We start from the raw sequence: 16,883 nt of genomic DNA, 5'->3' as shown, positions 1-16,883 counted from the left end.
GGCGCCGACACCCCCGTCATCACCCTCGACGCCCGCCGCCGCGACAGCGCCAAGAGCGCCCTCATCACCCTCGTCGAACACGCCCTGCTCGCCCGACTGCGGTGACCCAGGCACGGGTGGCCCGCCGGACTCCACGCGGAGTCCGGCGGGCCACTGGCACGTCGCGGGCCGGCTACTCGGTGGGCTCCAGGCCGGCGCGGACCAGACCGTAGGTGTACGCGTCCTCCAGCGCCAGCCAGGAGGCGGCGACCACGTTGTCGGCGACGCCGACGGTGGACCAGGTGGACGTGCCGTCGGTGGACTCGATCAGCACCCGGGTCTTGGACCCGGTGCCGTGCTGCCCCTCCAGGATGCGGACCTTGTAGTCCACCAGCTCGAAGGTGGCCAGCGGCGGGTAGATGCCCTCCAGCGCGGTGCGCAGCGCCTGGTCCAGCGCGTTGACCGGGCCGTTGCCCTCGCCGACGGCGATCCGGCGCTCGCCCTTCGCCCAGAGCTTGACGGTCGCCTCGTTGCCGGAGATCCCGTTCGGGCCCTGCTCGCTGATGGTCCGCCAGGACTCCAGGGTGTAGAAGCGGTCCCGGCTGCCGCGCACCTCGTCGCGCAGCAGCAGCTCGAAGGAGGCGTCGGCCGACTCGTAGGTGTAGCCCAGGTTCTCCTGCTCCTTCACCTTGGCGACCACCCGGCCGGCCAGGTCCCGGTCGGTGGACAGGTCGTAGCCGAGTTCCTTGCCCTTGAGTTCGACGGAGGCCCGGCCGGCCATGTCGGAGACCAGCATCCGCATGGTGTTGCCGACCCGCTCGGGGTCGATGTGCTGGTACAGGTCCGGGTCGACCTTGATCGCGGAGGCGTGCAGGCCCGCCTTGTGGGCGAAGGCCGAGTAGCCGACGTACGGCTGGTGGGTGGAGGGGGTCAGGTTGACCAGTTCGGCGATCGCGTGCGAGATCCGGGTCATCTCGGCCAGCCGGCCCTCGGGCAGCACCCGGCGGTCGTACTTGATCTCCAGCGCGCCTACCACCGGGAACAGGTTGGCGTTGCCGACCCGCTCGCCGTAGCCGTTGGCGGTGCACTGGACGTGGGTCGCCCCGGCGTCCACGGCGGCCAGGGTGTTGGCCACCGCGCAGCCGGTGTCGTCCTGGGCGTGGATCCCGAGCCGGGCGCCCGTCCGGGCCAGGACGTCGGCGACGGTGTCCCGGACGCCGGCGGGCAGCATCCCTCCGTTGGTGTCGCACAGCACCACCACGTCCGCCCCGGCCTCGTGCGCGGTGCGGACCACGGCGAGGGCGTACTCCCGGTTCGCCCGGTAGCCGTCGAAGAAGTGCTCGCAGTCGATGAACACCCGGCGGCCCCGGGCGCGCAGGAACTCGACGCTGTCCCGGATCATCTCCAGGTTCTCGTCCAGGGTGGTGCGCAGCGCCAGCTCCACGTGCCGGTCGTGCGACTTGGCGACCAGGGTGATCACCGGGGCGCCGGAGTTGACCAGCGCGGCCAGCTGCGGGTCGTCCGCGGCCCGGCCGCCGGCCCTGCGGGTGGCGCCGAAGGCGACCAGCTGCGCGTTCCGCAGCTCCAGCTCGGCGGCGGCGCGGGCGAAGAACTCGGTGTCGCGCGGGTTGGCCCCGGGCCAGCCGCCCTCGATGAAGCCGACCCCGAACTCGTCCAGGTGCCGGGCGATGGCCAGCTTGTCCGCCACCGTCAGGTTGATGCCCTCACGCTGGGCGCCGTCGCGCAGCGTGGTGTCGAACACGTGGAAACTGTCGTCGGTACGGCTGACCTCGGTCATGACCCCTGGTTCTCCGTTCGGGGAGGTTCGTACTGCTCCGGCCGGTCTTCTGGTCCCGGCTCCACTGTCCAGGATCTCGCGCGCGGGCCCGGTGTCCCCGAGCCCTTCGTGGGGGCTCTCGGCCGGTCCGGGTGGCTGCTCGTCGGGGCCTCGCCCCAAAAGCAAAAGACCCCTCGCGGGTGCGAGAGGTCTGCGCGCGGGTCTGGACGCTCGTGGTCGCTCCGCATCGGGTCCTGCGGGAGCGGTCACTGCGGACCGGCGCGCCTGCTGCCAATAATCGGCGAAAGCGAGGACACGTCGGCAGTCTGGCACAGCCCCCGGGATCCGGCCCGCCCGTCTCGCGATGCGGAACGTGGCGGGCCGGAGCCGGTACGGGTGCGGATGCGGTGCCGATGCGGGCGCCCGCGGATCAGACGATCTTGTGCAGCCAGTTGTGGGTGTCGGGGGTCTGGCCGCCCTGGATCGACAGCAGCGCCTTGCGCAGCTCCATGGTGATCGGGCCGGGCTCGCCGGTGCCCACGGTCCAGTCGGCGGCGGCGGACTTCACCGATCCGACCGGGGTGATGACGGCGGCGGTGCCGCAGGCGAAGACCTCGGTGAGGGTGCCGTCGGCGTTGGCCTGCTGCCACTCGTCGGTGGAGATCTTCCGCTCCTCGACGGCGTAGCCGAGGTCGGAGGCGAGCTGGAGCAGCGAGTCGCGGGTGATGCCGGGCAGCAGCGCGCCGGACAGCTCCGGGGTGACGATCTTCGCGTCCTCGCCCTCGCCGAAGACGAAGTACAGGTTCATGCCGCCCATCTCCTCGACCCACCGGTGCTCGGCGGCGTCGAGCCAGACGACCTGGTCGCAGCCCTTCTCGGCGGCCTGGGCCTGGGCGACCAGCGAGGCGGCGTAGTTGCCCGCGCACTTGGCGGCGCCGGTGCCCCCGGGCGCGGCCCGGACGTACTCCTTGGACAGCCAGACCGAGACCGGCTTGATTCCGCCCTGGAAGTAGGCGCCGGCCGGCGAGGCGATGATCATGAAGAGGTAGGAGTTGGCCGGGCGGACACCCAGGCCGACCTCGGTGGCGAACATGAACGGACGCAGGTAGAGGCTCTGCTCCGGCTCGTTCGGGACCCACTCCTGCTCCTGCTGGACCAGCAGCTCCACGGCCTCGACGAAGGTCTCGACCGGCAGCTCCGGCATGGCCAGGCGGCGGGCCGAGGCCTGGAAGCGGGCGGCGTTGGCCTCCGGGCGGAAGGTCGCGATGGAGCCGTCGGCCTGGCGGTAGGCCTTCAGGCCCTCGAAGATCGCCTGGCCGTAGTGCAGGGTCATGTTCGCCGGGTCGATCTCCAGCGGCGCGTACGGCGCCAGCTGGGCGTCGTGCCAGCCCACGCCCTCGGTCCAGCGGATGGTGACCATGTGGTCGGTGAAGACGCGGCCGAAGCCGGGGTTGGTCAGCCGGGCCTCGCGCTCCGCTGCGGGCAGCGGGTGGGCGGAGGGCTTGAGGTCGAACGTGATGGGCGCCTGGGTGGGCGTGCTCATGGCTGTTTCCTTCACCGTGGGGTTGGTCCGGGCCGCCACCGCTGCAGGGACGTTTCGGCGATCGAACGCCGGAACGAGCGCACAACGGCACGGCCCACTGTCGATACTCGCATCCAGAGGGCCGTGCCGAACAGCCACCGGCTCCTATCAGAGCCGCGAGCTGCGGTTATGCGGTCCGGCCCACCTGGCCGGAAACCTTTTGTCGGTCCGGCTCGTCAGCCGCCCGATACTCGACCGGCGAGCGCGTCGCCGACCTGGGAGGTGCTGCGGGTGCCGGAGCGCTCGGCCAGGTCCGCCGCGACGGCGGCCTCGACCGCAGCGGCCTCGGCGGCGAAGCCGAGGTGCTCCAGCAGCATGGCGACCGACAGCACGGTGGCGGTCGGGTCGGCCTTGCCCTGGCCGGCGATGTCCGGCGCCGAGCCGTGCACCGGCTCGAACATGGACGGGAACTCACCGCTCGGGTTGATGTTGCCGCTCGCCGCCAGGCCGATCCCGCCGGTGACGGCGGCCGCGAGGTCGGTCAGGATGTCGCCGAACAGGTTGTCGGTGACGATCACGTCGAAGCGCTCGGGCTGGGTGACGAAGAAGATCGTCGCCGCGTCGACGTGCAGGTAGTCGGTGGTGACCTCGGGGAACTCCTTGCCGACCTCGGCGAAGATCCGCGTCCACAGGTGCCCGGCGTGCACCAGCACGTTGTTCTTGTGCACCAGGGTGAGCTTCTTGCGCGGCCGCGCCTGCGCCCGGCGGTAGGCGTCGCGCACCACGCGCTCGATGCCGTACGCCGTGTTCAGGCTGACCTCGGTGGCCACCTCCTGCGGCGTCCCGGTGCGCAGCGTGCCGCCGTTGCCGACGTACGGGCCCTCGGTGCCCTCGCGGACGACCACGAAGTCGATGTCGGGCTCGCCGGCCAGCGGGGACCGCACCCCGGGGAAGAGGCGACCCGGACGCAGGTTGATGTGGTGGTCGAAGGCGAACCGCAGCTTGAGCAGCAGCCCGCGCTCCAGCACGCCCGACGGCACACTCGGGTCGCCGATGGCACCCAGCAGGATCGCGTCGTGCGACTTCAGCTCCGCCAGCACGTCGTCCGGCAGCGTCTCCCCCGTCCGGTGGTAGCGCCGGGCCCCGAGGTCGTACTCGGTGGTCTCCAGCTTCACATCGGCGGGAAGCACGGCACCCAGGACCTTGAGGCCTTCGGCCACCACTTCCTGACCGATGCCGTCACCCGGGACAACTGCGAGACGAATGGTGCGAGACATGCTCGGACCCTACTCCGCCGTCCCAGGGGCTGACACCTGGCGTCCACCATCCGGACGCACAGGAGTGGCGGCACCGGGTCGATGTCTGCTGCCACGGCGACACCTTCACAGGCCGGCAGAGCCGGTGCCACTTCATCACTCCTTCGACGGAGCGCGTACGTCGTGGCTCGCGCTGGAGGCGCGCTTAGGGTGGCGAGGTCCGGGGTCACTGGCAGAACGGGGCGCGTGGGTGCAGGGCGAGCGGCGGCGGGAGGTGCTGGTCAGCGGGGGTGCGGCCGCCCTGGCGATGGGCGGGTACGCGCTGGCACTGGGGCTGCGCGGGCGGTGGCCGGCCGGGGCGGAGGAGGTCGCGGTGCCGTACCACGCCCACCTGTGGGACCTGCTGCACGGGGAGGCCACCGGGGACGTGCTGTTCAACTGGAACAGCGGGTACGGCGTCCCGTTCCTGGCGGACTTCTTCGCCTACCTGATGAACCCGTTCTCCTGGTTCACCGCGTTTCTCCCTCGCGACCGGGGCGAGCTCGCCGTCCTGCTGGTCACCCTCGCCACCATCGGCCTCGGCACCGCCCTGATGGCCCGCCTGCTCGGCCGCCTCCATCCGGGCCCGCACTGGCTGCGGGCGTTCGCCGCCGTCGGGTACGGGCTGTGCGCCTGGGTGCTGGACGTCGGCGGGGCCGCGCCGATGTGGCTCTGGGGCCTGGTCTCGCTGCCGCTGCTCGGCCTCGCCGCCGACTGGTGCCTGCGCGAGCGGCGCTGGGTGGCCGGCACGCTCTGCGTCGCGCTGGCCTGGGCGGGCAACCTGTACACCGCCGCGCTGGCCACCCTGGCGGCCGGACTCCTGTTCGCCGTCCGCCTGTTCGCCACGTCACGGCCGTTGCGCCAACGGGTCCGGGCCACCGGCCGGGCGGTCACCATGGCCACGACCGGGGTGCTGCTCGCCTCCCCGGTGCTGTTCGTCGCGGTGCAGGCGGCGCAGCGCGCCCAGCCCGAGTCCCCGGTGGAGCCGCTCGGCCCGTCCGGCCTGGGCGGCCACCTCGCCCAGTTGCTGCCCGCCACCCACGGCGGGCGGGGGCTGCCGGACGTGGCGATCGGGCTGTTCGGGCTGCTGCTGGTGTGCGGGCTGCCCTTCAACCGGAGGGTGCGGCCGCGGGAGCGGGCGGCCTGGTGCGCGGCGCTGGTGCTGGTGGTGCTCGGCTTCGTCTGGACGCCGACCGTCCTGGTGTGGCACGGCCTGGCGATCCCGGCCGGTGGGCCGTACCGGGTCGCCTTCGTGCTCAGCGGGCTGCTGGTGCTGGCCGGTTGGGTGTCGCTGGCGCACCGGCCGGACCGGCTCACCCTGCTGGGCGGCGCGGCCGTGGTCGCGGTGATCGCCTCGGTCGCGGCGGGCCTGCACTCGGTGCGCACCGCCACCTGGGTGCTGCTGGCCGTCGGCGGCACCGTCCTGCTCGCCGCGCTGTGGGTCCTGGACCGCCGCCACCCGGACCGCCGGGCGAACACCGTCGCCACCTGGGTGATCGGCGGCGCGGTGTTCGGCAACGCCGTCTGGTCCGGGTACGCGGCGCTCGGCGCGGCCCCCTCCGGCAGTGTCCGGCCGGCGGCCGTGCGGGCCGGACACGCGGCGGTCCGCGCGGCCGAGGACTGGCCGCGCGGCCGCAGCGACCCCGGCCCGCACGCCTTCACCACCAACGATCCGCTGCTGCTGGGCGGCCAGGGCGGCGGCTACTTCAGCGGGTACCTGCCGACCGTCGCGGCCCTGCTGCTGCACGACCTCGGCGCGGGCTGGACCGCCGGCGGGCGGCAGACCGAGAGCGTCACCGACCCGGTCGGGCAGGCACTGTTCGCCGTCCGCGCCCACCTGGACGACGGTCCGCCGCCGTACGGCTTCACGCCCGTCCGGGCCGCCGCGCCGCCGCTGGTCACCGTGCTGCCCCCGGGCGCCCGCCCGGACACCTCCTCGGTCTGGTCCCGGCAGGAGTCGCTGCTCGGCAGCCAGGTGTACGACGCCCCGCTGCCCGTCCCGGCCGGCGGCCCGGCGCCCACCCTGCACGGGACCAGCGGCTGGTCGGTGCCGCCCGGCGAGGAGGGCACCGTCCTCACCGCCGCCTGCACGCCCGGGTCGACGGCGTTCTTCCACGGCGTCTGGTACCGGGGCACGGTCAGCGCCCTGGGCGCCGCCTACCGCAGCGACGGCGAGCAGCCGACCACGGCCGTGCCGATCCACCGGCTGGGGACCGTCCCGGCGGACGGGGTGGTCCGGGTGACACTGCGCTCCGACACCGTCAGCCAGGTCCCGGCCCGCCCGATCGGCTGTCTGCGGACCGGCGCCCTGGAGGCCGCCGTCGCCCGCCTCACCGCCGGCGGCGCCACCCGCGTCGACGCCGGTGGGCACACGCTCGCGGCCACCCTCCCGGCCGGCTCCACCGGCACCGCGCTGCTCGCCGTCCCCGCCACCGAGGGCTGGACCTGCGCCGTCGACGGCGGCCGCGCCTCCGCCCCCACCCCGGTGCTGGGCATGATCGGCGTGCCCCTCGGCCCCGGCGCCTCCCGGGTCGCCTGTTCGTTCCGCCCGCCGGGGCTCACGGAGGGCCTCACCGTCGGCTCCGCCACCGTCGCCGCCCTCGGCCTGGTGGCCGTCTTCGCCCGCCTCTCCCGCCGCCCCACCCGCACCCCGCGCCGCGAGCGGCGCGCCGCCCGGGACGCCAAGGACGCCACGGACACCACGGACGCCGGGAACGCGTAGGACGCCCGCAACGCGCACGGCGCCCGCAACGCGCAGGGGCGGCCCGCCGACCGGTGTCGGCGGGCCGCCCCGTCAATCGGCTGCCGCGGCTCAGGGCAGGGTCAGCACCTGGGCCCGCCGCTCGCCCGGGTTGAGGTGCTGCAGCAGCAGGAGCTTGGAGCCCGCCGTGCGGTGCACCGTGAGGACGGCGCCGGGGCCGACCGGGGCCATGACCGCCGGAGGCCCGGTGAGGCCGACCCGGGCGTCGAGGGCCGGCTGCAGGACGTCCACCGGGACGGCCGGCCGGGTGCCGCGCAGGCCGATGGCGGCGTAGGCCTCGGCCGGATCCGGTGTGCCGGGGCCGGCGACGCCGGTCCAGACGCCGTAGTGGACGGTGCTGTGGCCGGGGCCGACACCGGGCAGGACGCTCAGCCGGACGGGCAGGACCACGACGTCGCTGTCCAGCAGCGCGGTGTCGGTGTCGCCCCAGCGGGCGTTCAGCGGCTGGACGTCGAGCTCGGCGCCGGTACGGGCGTCGAGGGCGCGGGAGACCAGGACGTCGCTGCCGCGCTGCCGGTCGGCCTTGAGGATGACGTCGGTGCTGCCGTCCCCGTCGGTGTCCAGCGCGACCCGCACCCCGTACAGCCCGACCGGGGTGGCTGCCGGGGCCCACACCTGCGCGCCGACGTACAGCAGTTCGGAGTCGACGGCGGCGCCGGCCGCCCGCAGGTTCACGGACCGTTCGCCGGGGTGCTCGACGCAGACGTCCTGCCCGGGGTCCGCCCCCTCCCCCGCACCGTCGGGCCGGATGCCCGCGCCCGGCCCGACGGCGGTGCCGCTGCCGGGCGGGCAGTCGGCCCAGCGGGCTCCTTCGCCGCCGAGGGCGAGGGCGGTGACCAGTCCGGGCGTCGCCCCGGGCGCGGCGCTGCCGCCGAGCGTGACGAGGGTGCGGTCGCGCACGGTGCGGACGGCGGCCGTCACCGTGAGGTCGGAGGCCGGCCGCGGCGCGGCGAACACCGGGACCCGCAGCTGCGGCAGCGCGCCGCCCGCGACCGGCGTCAGCAGCACCCGCCCCGAGAGCTCGCCCCGGTAGCTGCGCGCCTTGCCGCCCTGCACGGTGTCGATGGTCGGGTCGGGCGCGCGGCCCAACTCCCCGGGGACGGACAGCCTGACCCGTACCCGCGCCGTGCCGCCCGCCGGCACGTCGACCCGCTCCGGGGCCACCGTGAAGGAGGCGCCGGGCAGTTCGGTGGCCGCCGCGTAGCCGGTGCGGTAACTCAACGGCGAGTCACCGTGGTTGCGGACCTCGATCTCCCGCACGAGCGCCGTCGGCCCGCCGACCTCGACCGGCCCGAACGAGACCCCGACGCCGCCCTCCTCGGCGCCCTGCCCCGCCGCGTAGGCGACGACGGGGGTGCGGACCGCCTGGTCGACCCGGACCCGCCCGGCGCCGGTGCGCTCGGGCCCGTAGACCGGCCCGCTGTGGTCGTCGCCGACGTAGGTGTCCGCGGTGGTGTTCATCAGCGCGGCCTTGAGCTGCTCGACCGGCCAGTCCGGATGGGCGGCGCGGACCAGCGCGGCGAGCCCGGCGACGTGCGGGGTGGCCATCGAGGTGCCGTTCTCGCGCTGGCCGCCGGTGCCGCTGCCGACCAGGGCGGACCAGATGGTCTCGCCCGGGGCGGCGAGGTCGGGCTTCACCACCCCGGGCACGCCGATGCCGCGGGAGGTGAAGTCGGTGAGGGTGTCGACCCGGGCCGGCTGGTTCTGCGCCACGGAGCCGTGCAGACGGTTGCCGGGGGCGGCGAGCCGGACCCGCACCGGCCCGGCGGCCACGGCCCGGCGCAGGCGCTCCCCGTCGGCGCGGGCCAGCAGGGCGACGGGGACGCGGTCGTCGCCCGCGATCTCGGCGAGGTGGTCGGAGTCGGCGGCGTACAGCGCGCCGATCGCGCCCGCGTCGGCGACGTGGTCGGCGCGCGGGCCGGAGTTGCAGGCCCGGTCGGCGTCCCTGGTCGTCCAGGCCAGCAGGGCGACCTTCCCGGCCAGCCGCTGCCGGTCGGCCTCGTCGAAGGCGGCGCAGCCGTCCGACTGGTCGGCGGGCAGGGCGAGTTCACCGCCGACGTCGGCGGTGGCCCACCCCTCGTAGCGTTCGCTCCAGTGTGCCGGGACGACCCCGGCCAGCGCGGCGGGGGCGAGCACGGTGACGCCGTCCACGTCGGCGTGCCCGTGGACGGAGGCGGCGACGGTGATCGCCCGGGCGGCGGTGCCGGGGCTGCCGCCGATGCCGTACACGTCGCCCTCGTTGCCGGCGGCCGCGACCACGACGGTGCCCAGCGCGGCGAGCCGGTCGACGGCCAGCGCGTCGGTGTCGTCGGCGCTGCCGAAGCTGCTGCCGAGCGAGAGGTTGACGACGTCCAGCCGGTCGCCGAGGTCGCCGTCCCCGTTCGGGTCGGCGGCCACGTCGAGGGCCTGGGCGAGGCGGTCGGTGGAGCCGTCGCAGCCGAACACCCGGATGGCGTACAGCTGGGCGCCGGGGGCGGCGCCGGGGCCGATCCGGAACGAGGCCGGGTCCAGCCCGGGGCCGTAGGGACCGGTGTACGGCCGGCCGTCGGCGGTGACGCCGTACCCGGCGGCGGTGCCGGCGACGTGGGTGCCGTGTCCGTTGCGCACGCAGTCGATCGGGTTGTCCCCGGGGTGCGGCACGGGCTGGTACCGCGGGGAGGCCGGGTCGGGGTCGTAGTCGTCGCCGACCAGGTCCTTGCCGCCGACCACCTTGGCGTTGGGGAACAGCGCGGCCGGCGCGGGCTTGCCGCGCTCGACCGAACGGAAGGCCTCCTCGGTGCCGGGCCCGCCGAAGTCGGCGTGGGTGTAGTCGATGCCGCTGTCGACGATCCCGATCCGCACGCCCGCGCCGGTGGTGCCGGCCGGCGCCGCGCCACCGGACCACACCTGCGGAGCGCCGGTCAGCGGGACGGAGTAGGCGTTGTCGCGCCGCTTGTTGACGATCGGGTGGACGGCCCGGACGCCGGGCAGCGCCCGCAGCGCGGGCAACCGGTCGGCGGGGGCGCTGACCGCGAGCCCGGTGAGCAGGGTGTGGGTGCGGTAGAGCTCGCGGGCGGCCGGAGCCGTCCGGTGGACGGCCCCGGCGAGCTGCTCCAGCGCGTCTCCGGCCCGGGCCCGCTGGGCGGCACCGGCCTGCGCGGCCTCCCGCCGGACGGCCTCCGGGGAGCGCTGCTCCCGTCGGGCCCCGTCGGCGGCGCGCCGCCAGGCGGGGCCGGCCGCTTCGGTGGTGAGTTCGAGCAGCACGGAGGCCGTTCGACCGGCCGCCGGGGATCCGGCGGCCGGCGGTCCTGCGGCCGGCGGTCCTGCGGTGGGTGGTCCTGCGGTGGGTGGTCCTGCGGTGGGTTGGCCGCCTGCCGCCGGGGTGGCGGCGAGGACGGCGCTCCCGGCCAGCAGGGCCAGGGTGAGGCCGATCCGGGCGACGGGTCGGCGGACGGGTGGCAGACGCACTGGGCCCTCTCCCCCGGCAGGGGGACTGATCCGCACTCCGTGCCGCTGACGCCCGCCCGCGCGGCCGTCGATCACCCTTCCGGGGGCCCCAAATTAGGATGATCGCGCCGGGCCGGGCGAGCAACTTCCCCCGGACGGACCGATGTTGCACTCTACGGGGTGACGTACCGTCAACCCGTCCGGCCCAGTAGCCCGATGAACGCCACCCATGGCTCGGCTCAGTGGTGGCCGGTGACACCGCCGTTGTCCCGGCGGTCCAGCGAGCGCTGCAGCGCGGCGGCGGCGTAGCTGTTCCGCTCGGCGGCCCGACGGCGGCGCGGGGCGCGGACGGGGGCGGCGGCGGGGGCGGCGGGGGCGTGGCGGTCGACGGTGGTGGGCATACCGGGCTCCTTGGAAGCGGCGCGCTCGAAGAGCGCGGCGGGAGGGTGGGAGGGAAGGAGCGCGGGGGCAGGGATCGCCTGCCCGTGAGGGCGCACGCGCACACGGGCCGCGCGCCCTGGCTACAGGGGCGGCACACCGTATGGCTCTTCCACGGTACGACCCCGCCCCGGCCGTGTCTGCACGAATACTTGGATTTCCTACTATCTGAGACGGCAGTCACCCGGCGGAACGCAGCAGGGCCCGGACCGCCGTCCTACGGCGGTCCGGGCCCTGCGCGGGCGGGGGACCCGTCAGCCCAGGTCGACCGAGCGCGCGAAGCGGGCGCCGATCTCGGCGGCGATCACGGTCAGCACGTCCTGCGGGATCTCGCTGTCCACGGTGATGGAGGCCAGCGCGCCGCCGCCGTCGCGGGCGACCTGCATGCCGGCGATGTTGATGCCCGCGTCGCCGAGGTGGCGGCCGAGCACGCCGACCACGCCGGGGCGGTCCTCGTACTTGAAGAAGGCCATGTGGTCGGTGAGCGCCACGTCCACGTCGAAGGCGTCCACGCCGACGATCTTCTGGGTCTGCTTGGGGCCGGCCAGCGTGCCGGAGATGGCGATCTCCTCGCCGTTCGCGAGCGTGCCGCGCACGGTGATCACGTTGCGGTGCTCGGGGCTCTCGCTGGAGGTGGTCAGGCGGACCTCGACGCCGCGCTCCTGAGCGAACAGCGGGGCGTTGACGTAGGACACCGTCTCGGCCACCACGTCCTCGAACACGCCCTTCAGCGCGGACAGTTCGAGCACCTTGACGTCGTGCTGGGTGATCTCGCCGCGGACCTCGACGTCCAGCCGGACGGCCACCTCGCCGGCCAGCGCGGTGAAGATCCGGCCGAGCTTCTCGGCCAGCGGCAGGCCCGGACGGACGTCCTCGGCGATCACGCCGCCCTGGACGTTCACGGCGTCCGGTACGAGCTCGCCGGCCAGCGCGAGGCGCACCGACTTGGCGACCGCGATGCCGGCCTTCTCCTGCGCCTCGTCGGTGGAGGCGCCCAGGTGCGGGGTGGCGACCACGTTGTCGAAGGCGAACAGCGGGGAGTCGGTGCACGGCTCCTTGGCGTACACGTCCAGGCCCGCGCCGGCCACCCGGCCCTCGCGCAGCGCGGCGGCGAGCGCCTCCTCGTCCACGATGCCGCCGCGGGCGGCGTTGACGATGCGCACGGTCGGCTTGACCTTGTGCAGCGCCTCGTCGCCGATCAGGCCGATGGTCTCGGGGGTCTTGGGGAGGTGGACGGTGATGAAGTCCGAGACCTCCAGCAGCTCCTCCAGGGTGACCAGCTTGACGCCCATCTGCGCGGCGCGGGCGGCCTGGATGTAGGGGTCGTACGCGACGATCTTCATCCCGAACGCGGACATCCGCTGGGCGACCAGGACGCCGATCCGGCCGAGGCCGACGACACCGAGGGTCTTCTCGCTCAGCTCGACGCCGGTGTACTTGTTGCGCTTCCACTCGCCCTGCTTGAGCGCGGCGTTGGCCGGCGCGATGTTGCGGGCGACGGAGATCAGCAGGCCGCAGGCGAGCTCGGCGGCGGTGACGATGTTGGAGGTCGGCGCGTTGACGACCATCACGCCGGCCTTGGTGGCGGCGGCGACGTCCACGTTGTCCAGGCCGACGCCGGCGCGGGCGACCACCTTGAGCTTGCGGGCGGCGGCCAGTGCCTCGGCGTCGACCTTCGTGGCGGAGCGGATCAGGATCGCGTCGACGTCGGCGATCGCGGTGAGCAGCTCGGTGCGGTCGGCACCGTTGCAGTGGCGGATCTCGAAGTCGGGGCCGAGGGCGTCGACGGTGGCGGGCGACAGCTCTTCGGCGATCAGAACGACGGCGGTCTTGGATGTCACAGTGCTCACGACAGTGTGTCCTTAACTCTGCGGTTCCCCCGGCACGAAGGTGGCGTGGAAGGGCGGGGGAAGGTGGCATGCCGCGTAGGTAGACGCACGACGCTGTGGGCCTGACGCGCACTCGGAAGTGTATCGACGGGCTGGGTGCCAGGCTGCTCCCGTCCGGCGAAATCACCCGGACGAGAGCAGCCTACTTGTACAAGGGCGTTACAAAAGGGGGGCGGGGAAGGCTCAGGCCTTCTCGTTGACCCAGCTCATCAGCGAGCGCAGCTTCTTGCCGGTGGTCTCCAGCAGGTGGTCCTCGTCGGCCTTCTTGTACTCGTTGTACTTGGGCAGGCCCGCCTTGTACTCGGCGATCCAGTTGTTGGCGAAGGTGCCGTCCTGGATCTCGGCGAGGACCTTCTTCATCTCGGCCTTGGTGGCGTCGGTGATGATCCGCGGGCCGGTGACGTAGTCGCCCCACTCGGCGGTCTCGGAGACCGACCAGCGCATCTTCTCCAGGCCGCCCTCGTACATCAGGTCGACGATGAGCTTCAGCTCGTGCAGGCACTCGAAGTAGGCGATCTCCGGCTGGTAGCCGGCCTCGACCAGGGTCTCGAACCCGGCCTTCACCAGGGCGGCGGTGCCACCGCAGAGAACGGCCTGCTCACCGAACAGGTCGGTCTCGGTCTCCTCGGTGAAGGTGGTCTTGATGACGCCGGCCTTGGTGGCGCCCAGACCCTTGGCGTACGACAGCGCCAGGGCGAAGGCGTTGCCCGAGGCGTCCTGCTCGACGGCGACGATCGCCGGGACGCCGCGGCCCTCCTCGTACTGGCGGCGGACCAGGTGGCCCGGGCCCTTCGGGGCGACCATGCAGACGTCGACGTCCGCCGGGGGCTTGATGAAGCCGTAGCGGATGTTCAGGCCGTGGCCGAAGAACAGGGCGTCGCCGGCCTTGAGGTGCGGGGCGATGTCGGCCGCGTAGACGTCGGCCTGGATCGGGTCCGGGACCAGGATCATGATGACGTCGGCCTCGGCCGCGGCCTCGGCCGGGGTGACGACGCGCAGGCCGGCCTCCTCCGCCTTGGCACGGGACGTGGACTCGGGCTTCAGACCGACCCGGACGTCCGCGCCCGAGTCGCGCAGGGACAGCGCGTGGGCGTGGCCCTGGCTGCCGTAGCCGATGACCGCGACCTTGCGGCCCTGGATGATGGACAGGTCGGCGTCGTCTTCGTAGAACAGCTCGGCCACGGGGGCACATCTCCTTGCATCATGGTGCCGGGTTCGCGGTGTTCACCGTATGCGGTCCCGGCGGGTGTGGGGTCTTTGCTTCAGGGTTTGAGACGGTTTGGCGAGTCGGGCGGGGTCGCCGCCTGGCGCTGTTTACGCGCTGCGGTCCAGGGCGCGCAGCGACCGGTCGGTGATCGAACGGGCGCCGCGGCCGATGGCGACCAGGCCTGACTGGACCAACTCCTTGATGCCGTAAGGCTCCAGCATCCGGAGCATGGCCTCCAGCTTGTCCGAACTGCCGGTGGCCTCGATGGTCACCGCTTCGGGCGACACGTCGACGGTCTTGGCACGGAAGAGCTGGACGATCTCGACGATCTGCGACCGGGTCTCGTTGTCGGCGCGGACCTTCACCAGGACCAGTTCCCGCTGGATCGCAGCGGCCTGGTCGAGTTCGACGATCTTTATCACGTTCACGAGCTTGTTGAGCTGCTTGGTGACCTGTTCCAGCGGGAGGTCCTCGACGTTGACCACGATCGTCATCCGGGACACGTCCGGGTGCTCGGTCGGGCCGACGGCGAGGGAGTCGATGTTGAAGCCCCGACGGGAGAACAGCGAGGCGATGCGGGCGAGCACGCCGGGCTTGTTCTCGACCAGGACGGAGAGGGTGTGCTTGGACATGTGGTTCCTCAGTCGCACAAGAGGGGTCCGGCGTGGCCGGTCCCGAGAAGGGTGGCGGCGGGCGACGGGCGGGCGGGCCCGGTCAGTCGGAGTCGTCGCCGAAGTCGGGACGAACGCCCTTGGCGAACTGGATCTCGTCGTTGCTGGTCCCGGCCGCGACCATCGGCCAGACCATGGCGTCCTGGTGGACGATGAAGTCGATGACGACCGGGCGGTCGTTGATCTCCATCGCCTGCTTGATGACGGCGTCGAGGTCCTCGGGGCGCTCGCAGCGCAGGCCCACACAGCCCATCGCCTCGGACAGCAGGACGAAGTCGGGGATCCGGGTGCCCTGGGCCGGCGGCTCGATGCCGTCGTGCCCCGGGCCGGCGTGCAGCACGGTGTTGGAGTAGCGCTGGTTGTAGAACAGCGTCTGCCACTGCCGGACCATGCCCAGCGAGCCGTTGTTGATGACCGCGACCTTGATCGGGATGCCGTTCAGGGCGCAGGTGACCAGTTCCTGGTTGGTCATCTGGAAGCAGCCGTCACCGTCGATGGCCCAGACCGGGGTCTGCGGGCTGCCGGCCTTGGCGCCCATCGCCGCCGGGACGGCGTAGCCCATGGTCCCGGCGCCGCCGGAGTTGAGCCAGGTGCCGGGCTTCTCGAACCGGATGAACTGCGAGCTCCACATCTGGTGCTGGCCCACGCCCGCGGCGTAGATCGCCTCCGGGCCGACCAGCTGCCCGATCCGCTCGATGACCTGCTGCGGCGAGAGCTGGCCGTTGGGGGCCGGCTCGTAGCCGATCGGGTAGGTCTTCTTCCACTCGTCGAGCTTCTCCCACCACTCGGCGTAGTCGCCCTTGTGGCCGGCGTCGAACTCGGCCTGGACGGCGACGATCAGGTCGGCGAGCACCTCGCGGGCGTCGCCGACGATCGGCACGTCCGCCGGGCGGTTCTTGCCGATCTCGGCCGGGTCGATGTCGGCGTGGACGACCTTGGCGTACGGGGCGAAGCTGTCCAGCTTGCCGGTGACGCGGTCGTCGAAGCGGGCGCCGAGGGTGAAGAGCAGGTCGGACTTCTGCAGGGCGGTGACGGCCGGGACGGAGCCGTGCATGCCCGGCATGCCCAGGTGCAGCGGGTGGCTGTCCGGGAAGGCGCCGAGGGCCATCAGGGTGGTGACCACCGGGGCGCCGGTCAGCTCGGCCAGGATCCGCAGCTCGGCGGTGGCCTGCGCCTTGATCACGCCGCCGCCGACGTACAGCACCGGGCGCTTCGCGCTGACCAGCATCTTCGCGGCCTCGCGGATCTGCTTGGCGTGCGGCTTGGTGACCGGGCGGTAGCCGGGCAGGGCCGCCTCGACCGGCCAGCGGAAGGTGGTGGTCGCCTGCAGCGCGTCCTTGGCGATGTCGACCAGGACCGGGCCGGGGCGGCCGGTCGCGGCGATGTGGAAGGCCTCGGCGATCACCCGGGGGATCTCGGCCGGGTCGGTGACCAGGTAGTTGTGCTTGGTGATCGGCATCGTGATGCCGCAGATGTCCGCCTCCTGGAAGGCGTCGGTGCCGATCGCCTTGGAGGAGACCTGCCCGGTGATCGCGACGATCGGCACGGAGTCCATGTAGGCGTCGGCGATCGGGGTGACCAGGTTGGTCGCGCCCGGGCCGGAGGTGGCCATGCAGACCCCGACCTTGCCGGTGGCCTGGGCGTACCCGGTGGCGGCGTGGCCGGCGCCCTGCTCGTGCCGGACCAGGATGTGGCGCACCTTGGCGGAGTCCATCAGCGGGTCGTACGCGGGAAGGATGGCCCCGCCCGGAATGCCGAAGACGGTGTCCGCGCCCACGGCCTCCAGGGAGCGGATGAGCGACTGGGCGCCGGTCATGGTCTCGACGACGTGCTGGGGAGCGGGAGCGTTGGCGGCCGGGTTGTCCCCGCGGCGGGGGGATGCGGCGTGCTCAGTCATCTGCCTGTCTCTTCTCGGGTT

General features: G+C 73.4%; 10 protein-coding genes and 1 pseudogene. 2 read left to right on the top strand and 9 right to left on the bottom strand.

Annotated features, from left to right (window positions below):
- Positions 1-105: pseudogene (locus ACIRST_RS08920) on the top strand (ATP-binding protein); the annotation flags it as partial.
- 67 nt (positions 106-172) lie between these two features.
- Here the strand turns inward: ACIRST_RS08920 and cimA are convergent.
- The 3 genes from cimA to ACIRST_RS08905 form a co-directional block, all read right to left on the bottom strand.
- A complete protein-coding gene (gene cimA, locus ACIRST_RS08915) occupies positions 173-1,777 on the bottom strand; it encodes a citramalate synthase (RefSeq protein ID WP_350526744.1) in 1,605 nt (534 codons plus the stop codon).
- A gap of 409 nt (positions 1,778-2,186) precedes the next feature.
- Entirely contained in the window at positions 2,187-3,299 is a 1,113-nt protein-coding gene (locus tag ACIRST_RS08910; protein ID WP_396552005.1) for a branched-chain amino acid aminotransferase, read from the bottom strand.
- Positions 3,300-3,514: 215 nt separating this feature from the next.
- Entirely contained in the window at positions 3,515-4,555 is a 1,041-nt protein-coding gene (locus ACIRST_RS08905; protein ID WP_396552006.1) for a 3-isopropylmalate dehydrogenase, read from the bottom strand.
- Between the two features lie 229 nt (positions 4,556-4,784).
- Between ACIRST_RS08905 and ACIRST_RS08900 the strand changes: the two genes are divergently transcribed.
- Complete coding sequence (locus ACIRST_RS08900) at positions 4,785-7,295, top strand: YfhO family protein (protein WP_402800931.1); 2,511 nt, start codon at positions 4,785-4,787, stop codon at positions 7,293-7,295.
- Between the two features lie 90 nt (positions 7,296-7,385).
- Here the strand turns inward: ACIRST_RS08900 and ACIRST_RS08895 are convergent, their stop codons facing one another.
- From ACIRST_RS08895 to ACIRST_RS08870, 6 genes are all read right to left on the bottom strand, one after another.
- Positions 7,386-10,781 carry a S8 family serine peptidase gene (locus tag ACIRST_RS08895; RefSeq protein WP_402800928.1) on the bottom strand — a complete coding sequence of 1,132 codons (3,396 nt, stop codon included), beginning with the start codon at positions 10,779-10,781 and terminating at the stop codon, positions 7,386-7,388.
- A gap of 218 nt (positions 10,782-10,999) precedes the next feature.
- The gene (locus ACIRST_RS08890) at positions 11,000-11,161 is read right to left on the bottom strand and encodes a hypothetical protein (protein ID WP_350630965.1); all 162 of its coding nucleotides are present in this window, start codon (positions 11,159-11,161) and stop codon (positions 11,000-11,002) included.
- A gap of 291 nt (positions 11,162-11,452) precedes the next feature.
- Positions 11,453-13,039, bottom strand: a complete 1,587-nt coding sequence (gene serA / locus ACIRST_RS08885) for a phosphoglycerate dehydrogenase (RefSeq protein WP_350520343.1) — start codon at positions 13,037-13,039, stop codon at positions 11,453-11,455.
- 231 nt (positions 13,040-13,270) lie between these two features.
- Positions 13,271-14,269: a ketol-acid reductoisomerase gene (gene ilvC, locus ACIRST_RS08880; protein WP_350520176.1), complete on the bottom strand. Its 999-nt coding sequence runs from the start codon at positions 14,267-14,269 to the stop codon at positions 13,271-13,273.
- Between the two features lie 132 nt (positions 14,270-14,401).
- Positions 14,402-14,926 (bottom strand): acetolactate synthase small subunit, encoded by a 525-nt coding sequence (gene ilvN / locus ACIRST_RS08875; RefSeq protein WP_030057405.1) that lies wholly within the window; start codon positions 14,924-14,926, stop codon positions 14,402-14,404.
- 82 nt (positions 14,927-15,008) lie between these two features.
- Positions 15,009-16,862, bottom strand: coding sequence for an acetolactate synthase large subunit (locus ACIRST_RS08870; protein WP_350520177.1), 1,854 nt, complete (start codon positions 16,860-16,862; stop codon positions 15,009-15,011).
- Between the last annotated feature and the right edge of the window lie 21 nt (positions 16,863-16,883).

Source organism: Kitasatospora sp. NPDC101447 (assembly GCF_044767225.1).
Classification (GTDB): Bacteria; Actinomycetota; Actinomycetes; order Streptomycetales; family Streptomycetaceae; genus Kitasatospora.
Note: the sequence above shows the minus strand (reverse complement) of the source record. Positions and strands in the feature narration are given on the sequence as shown.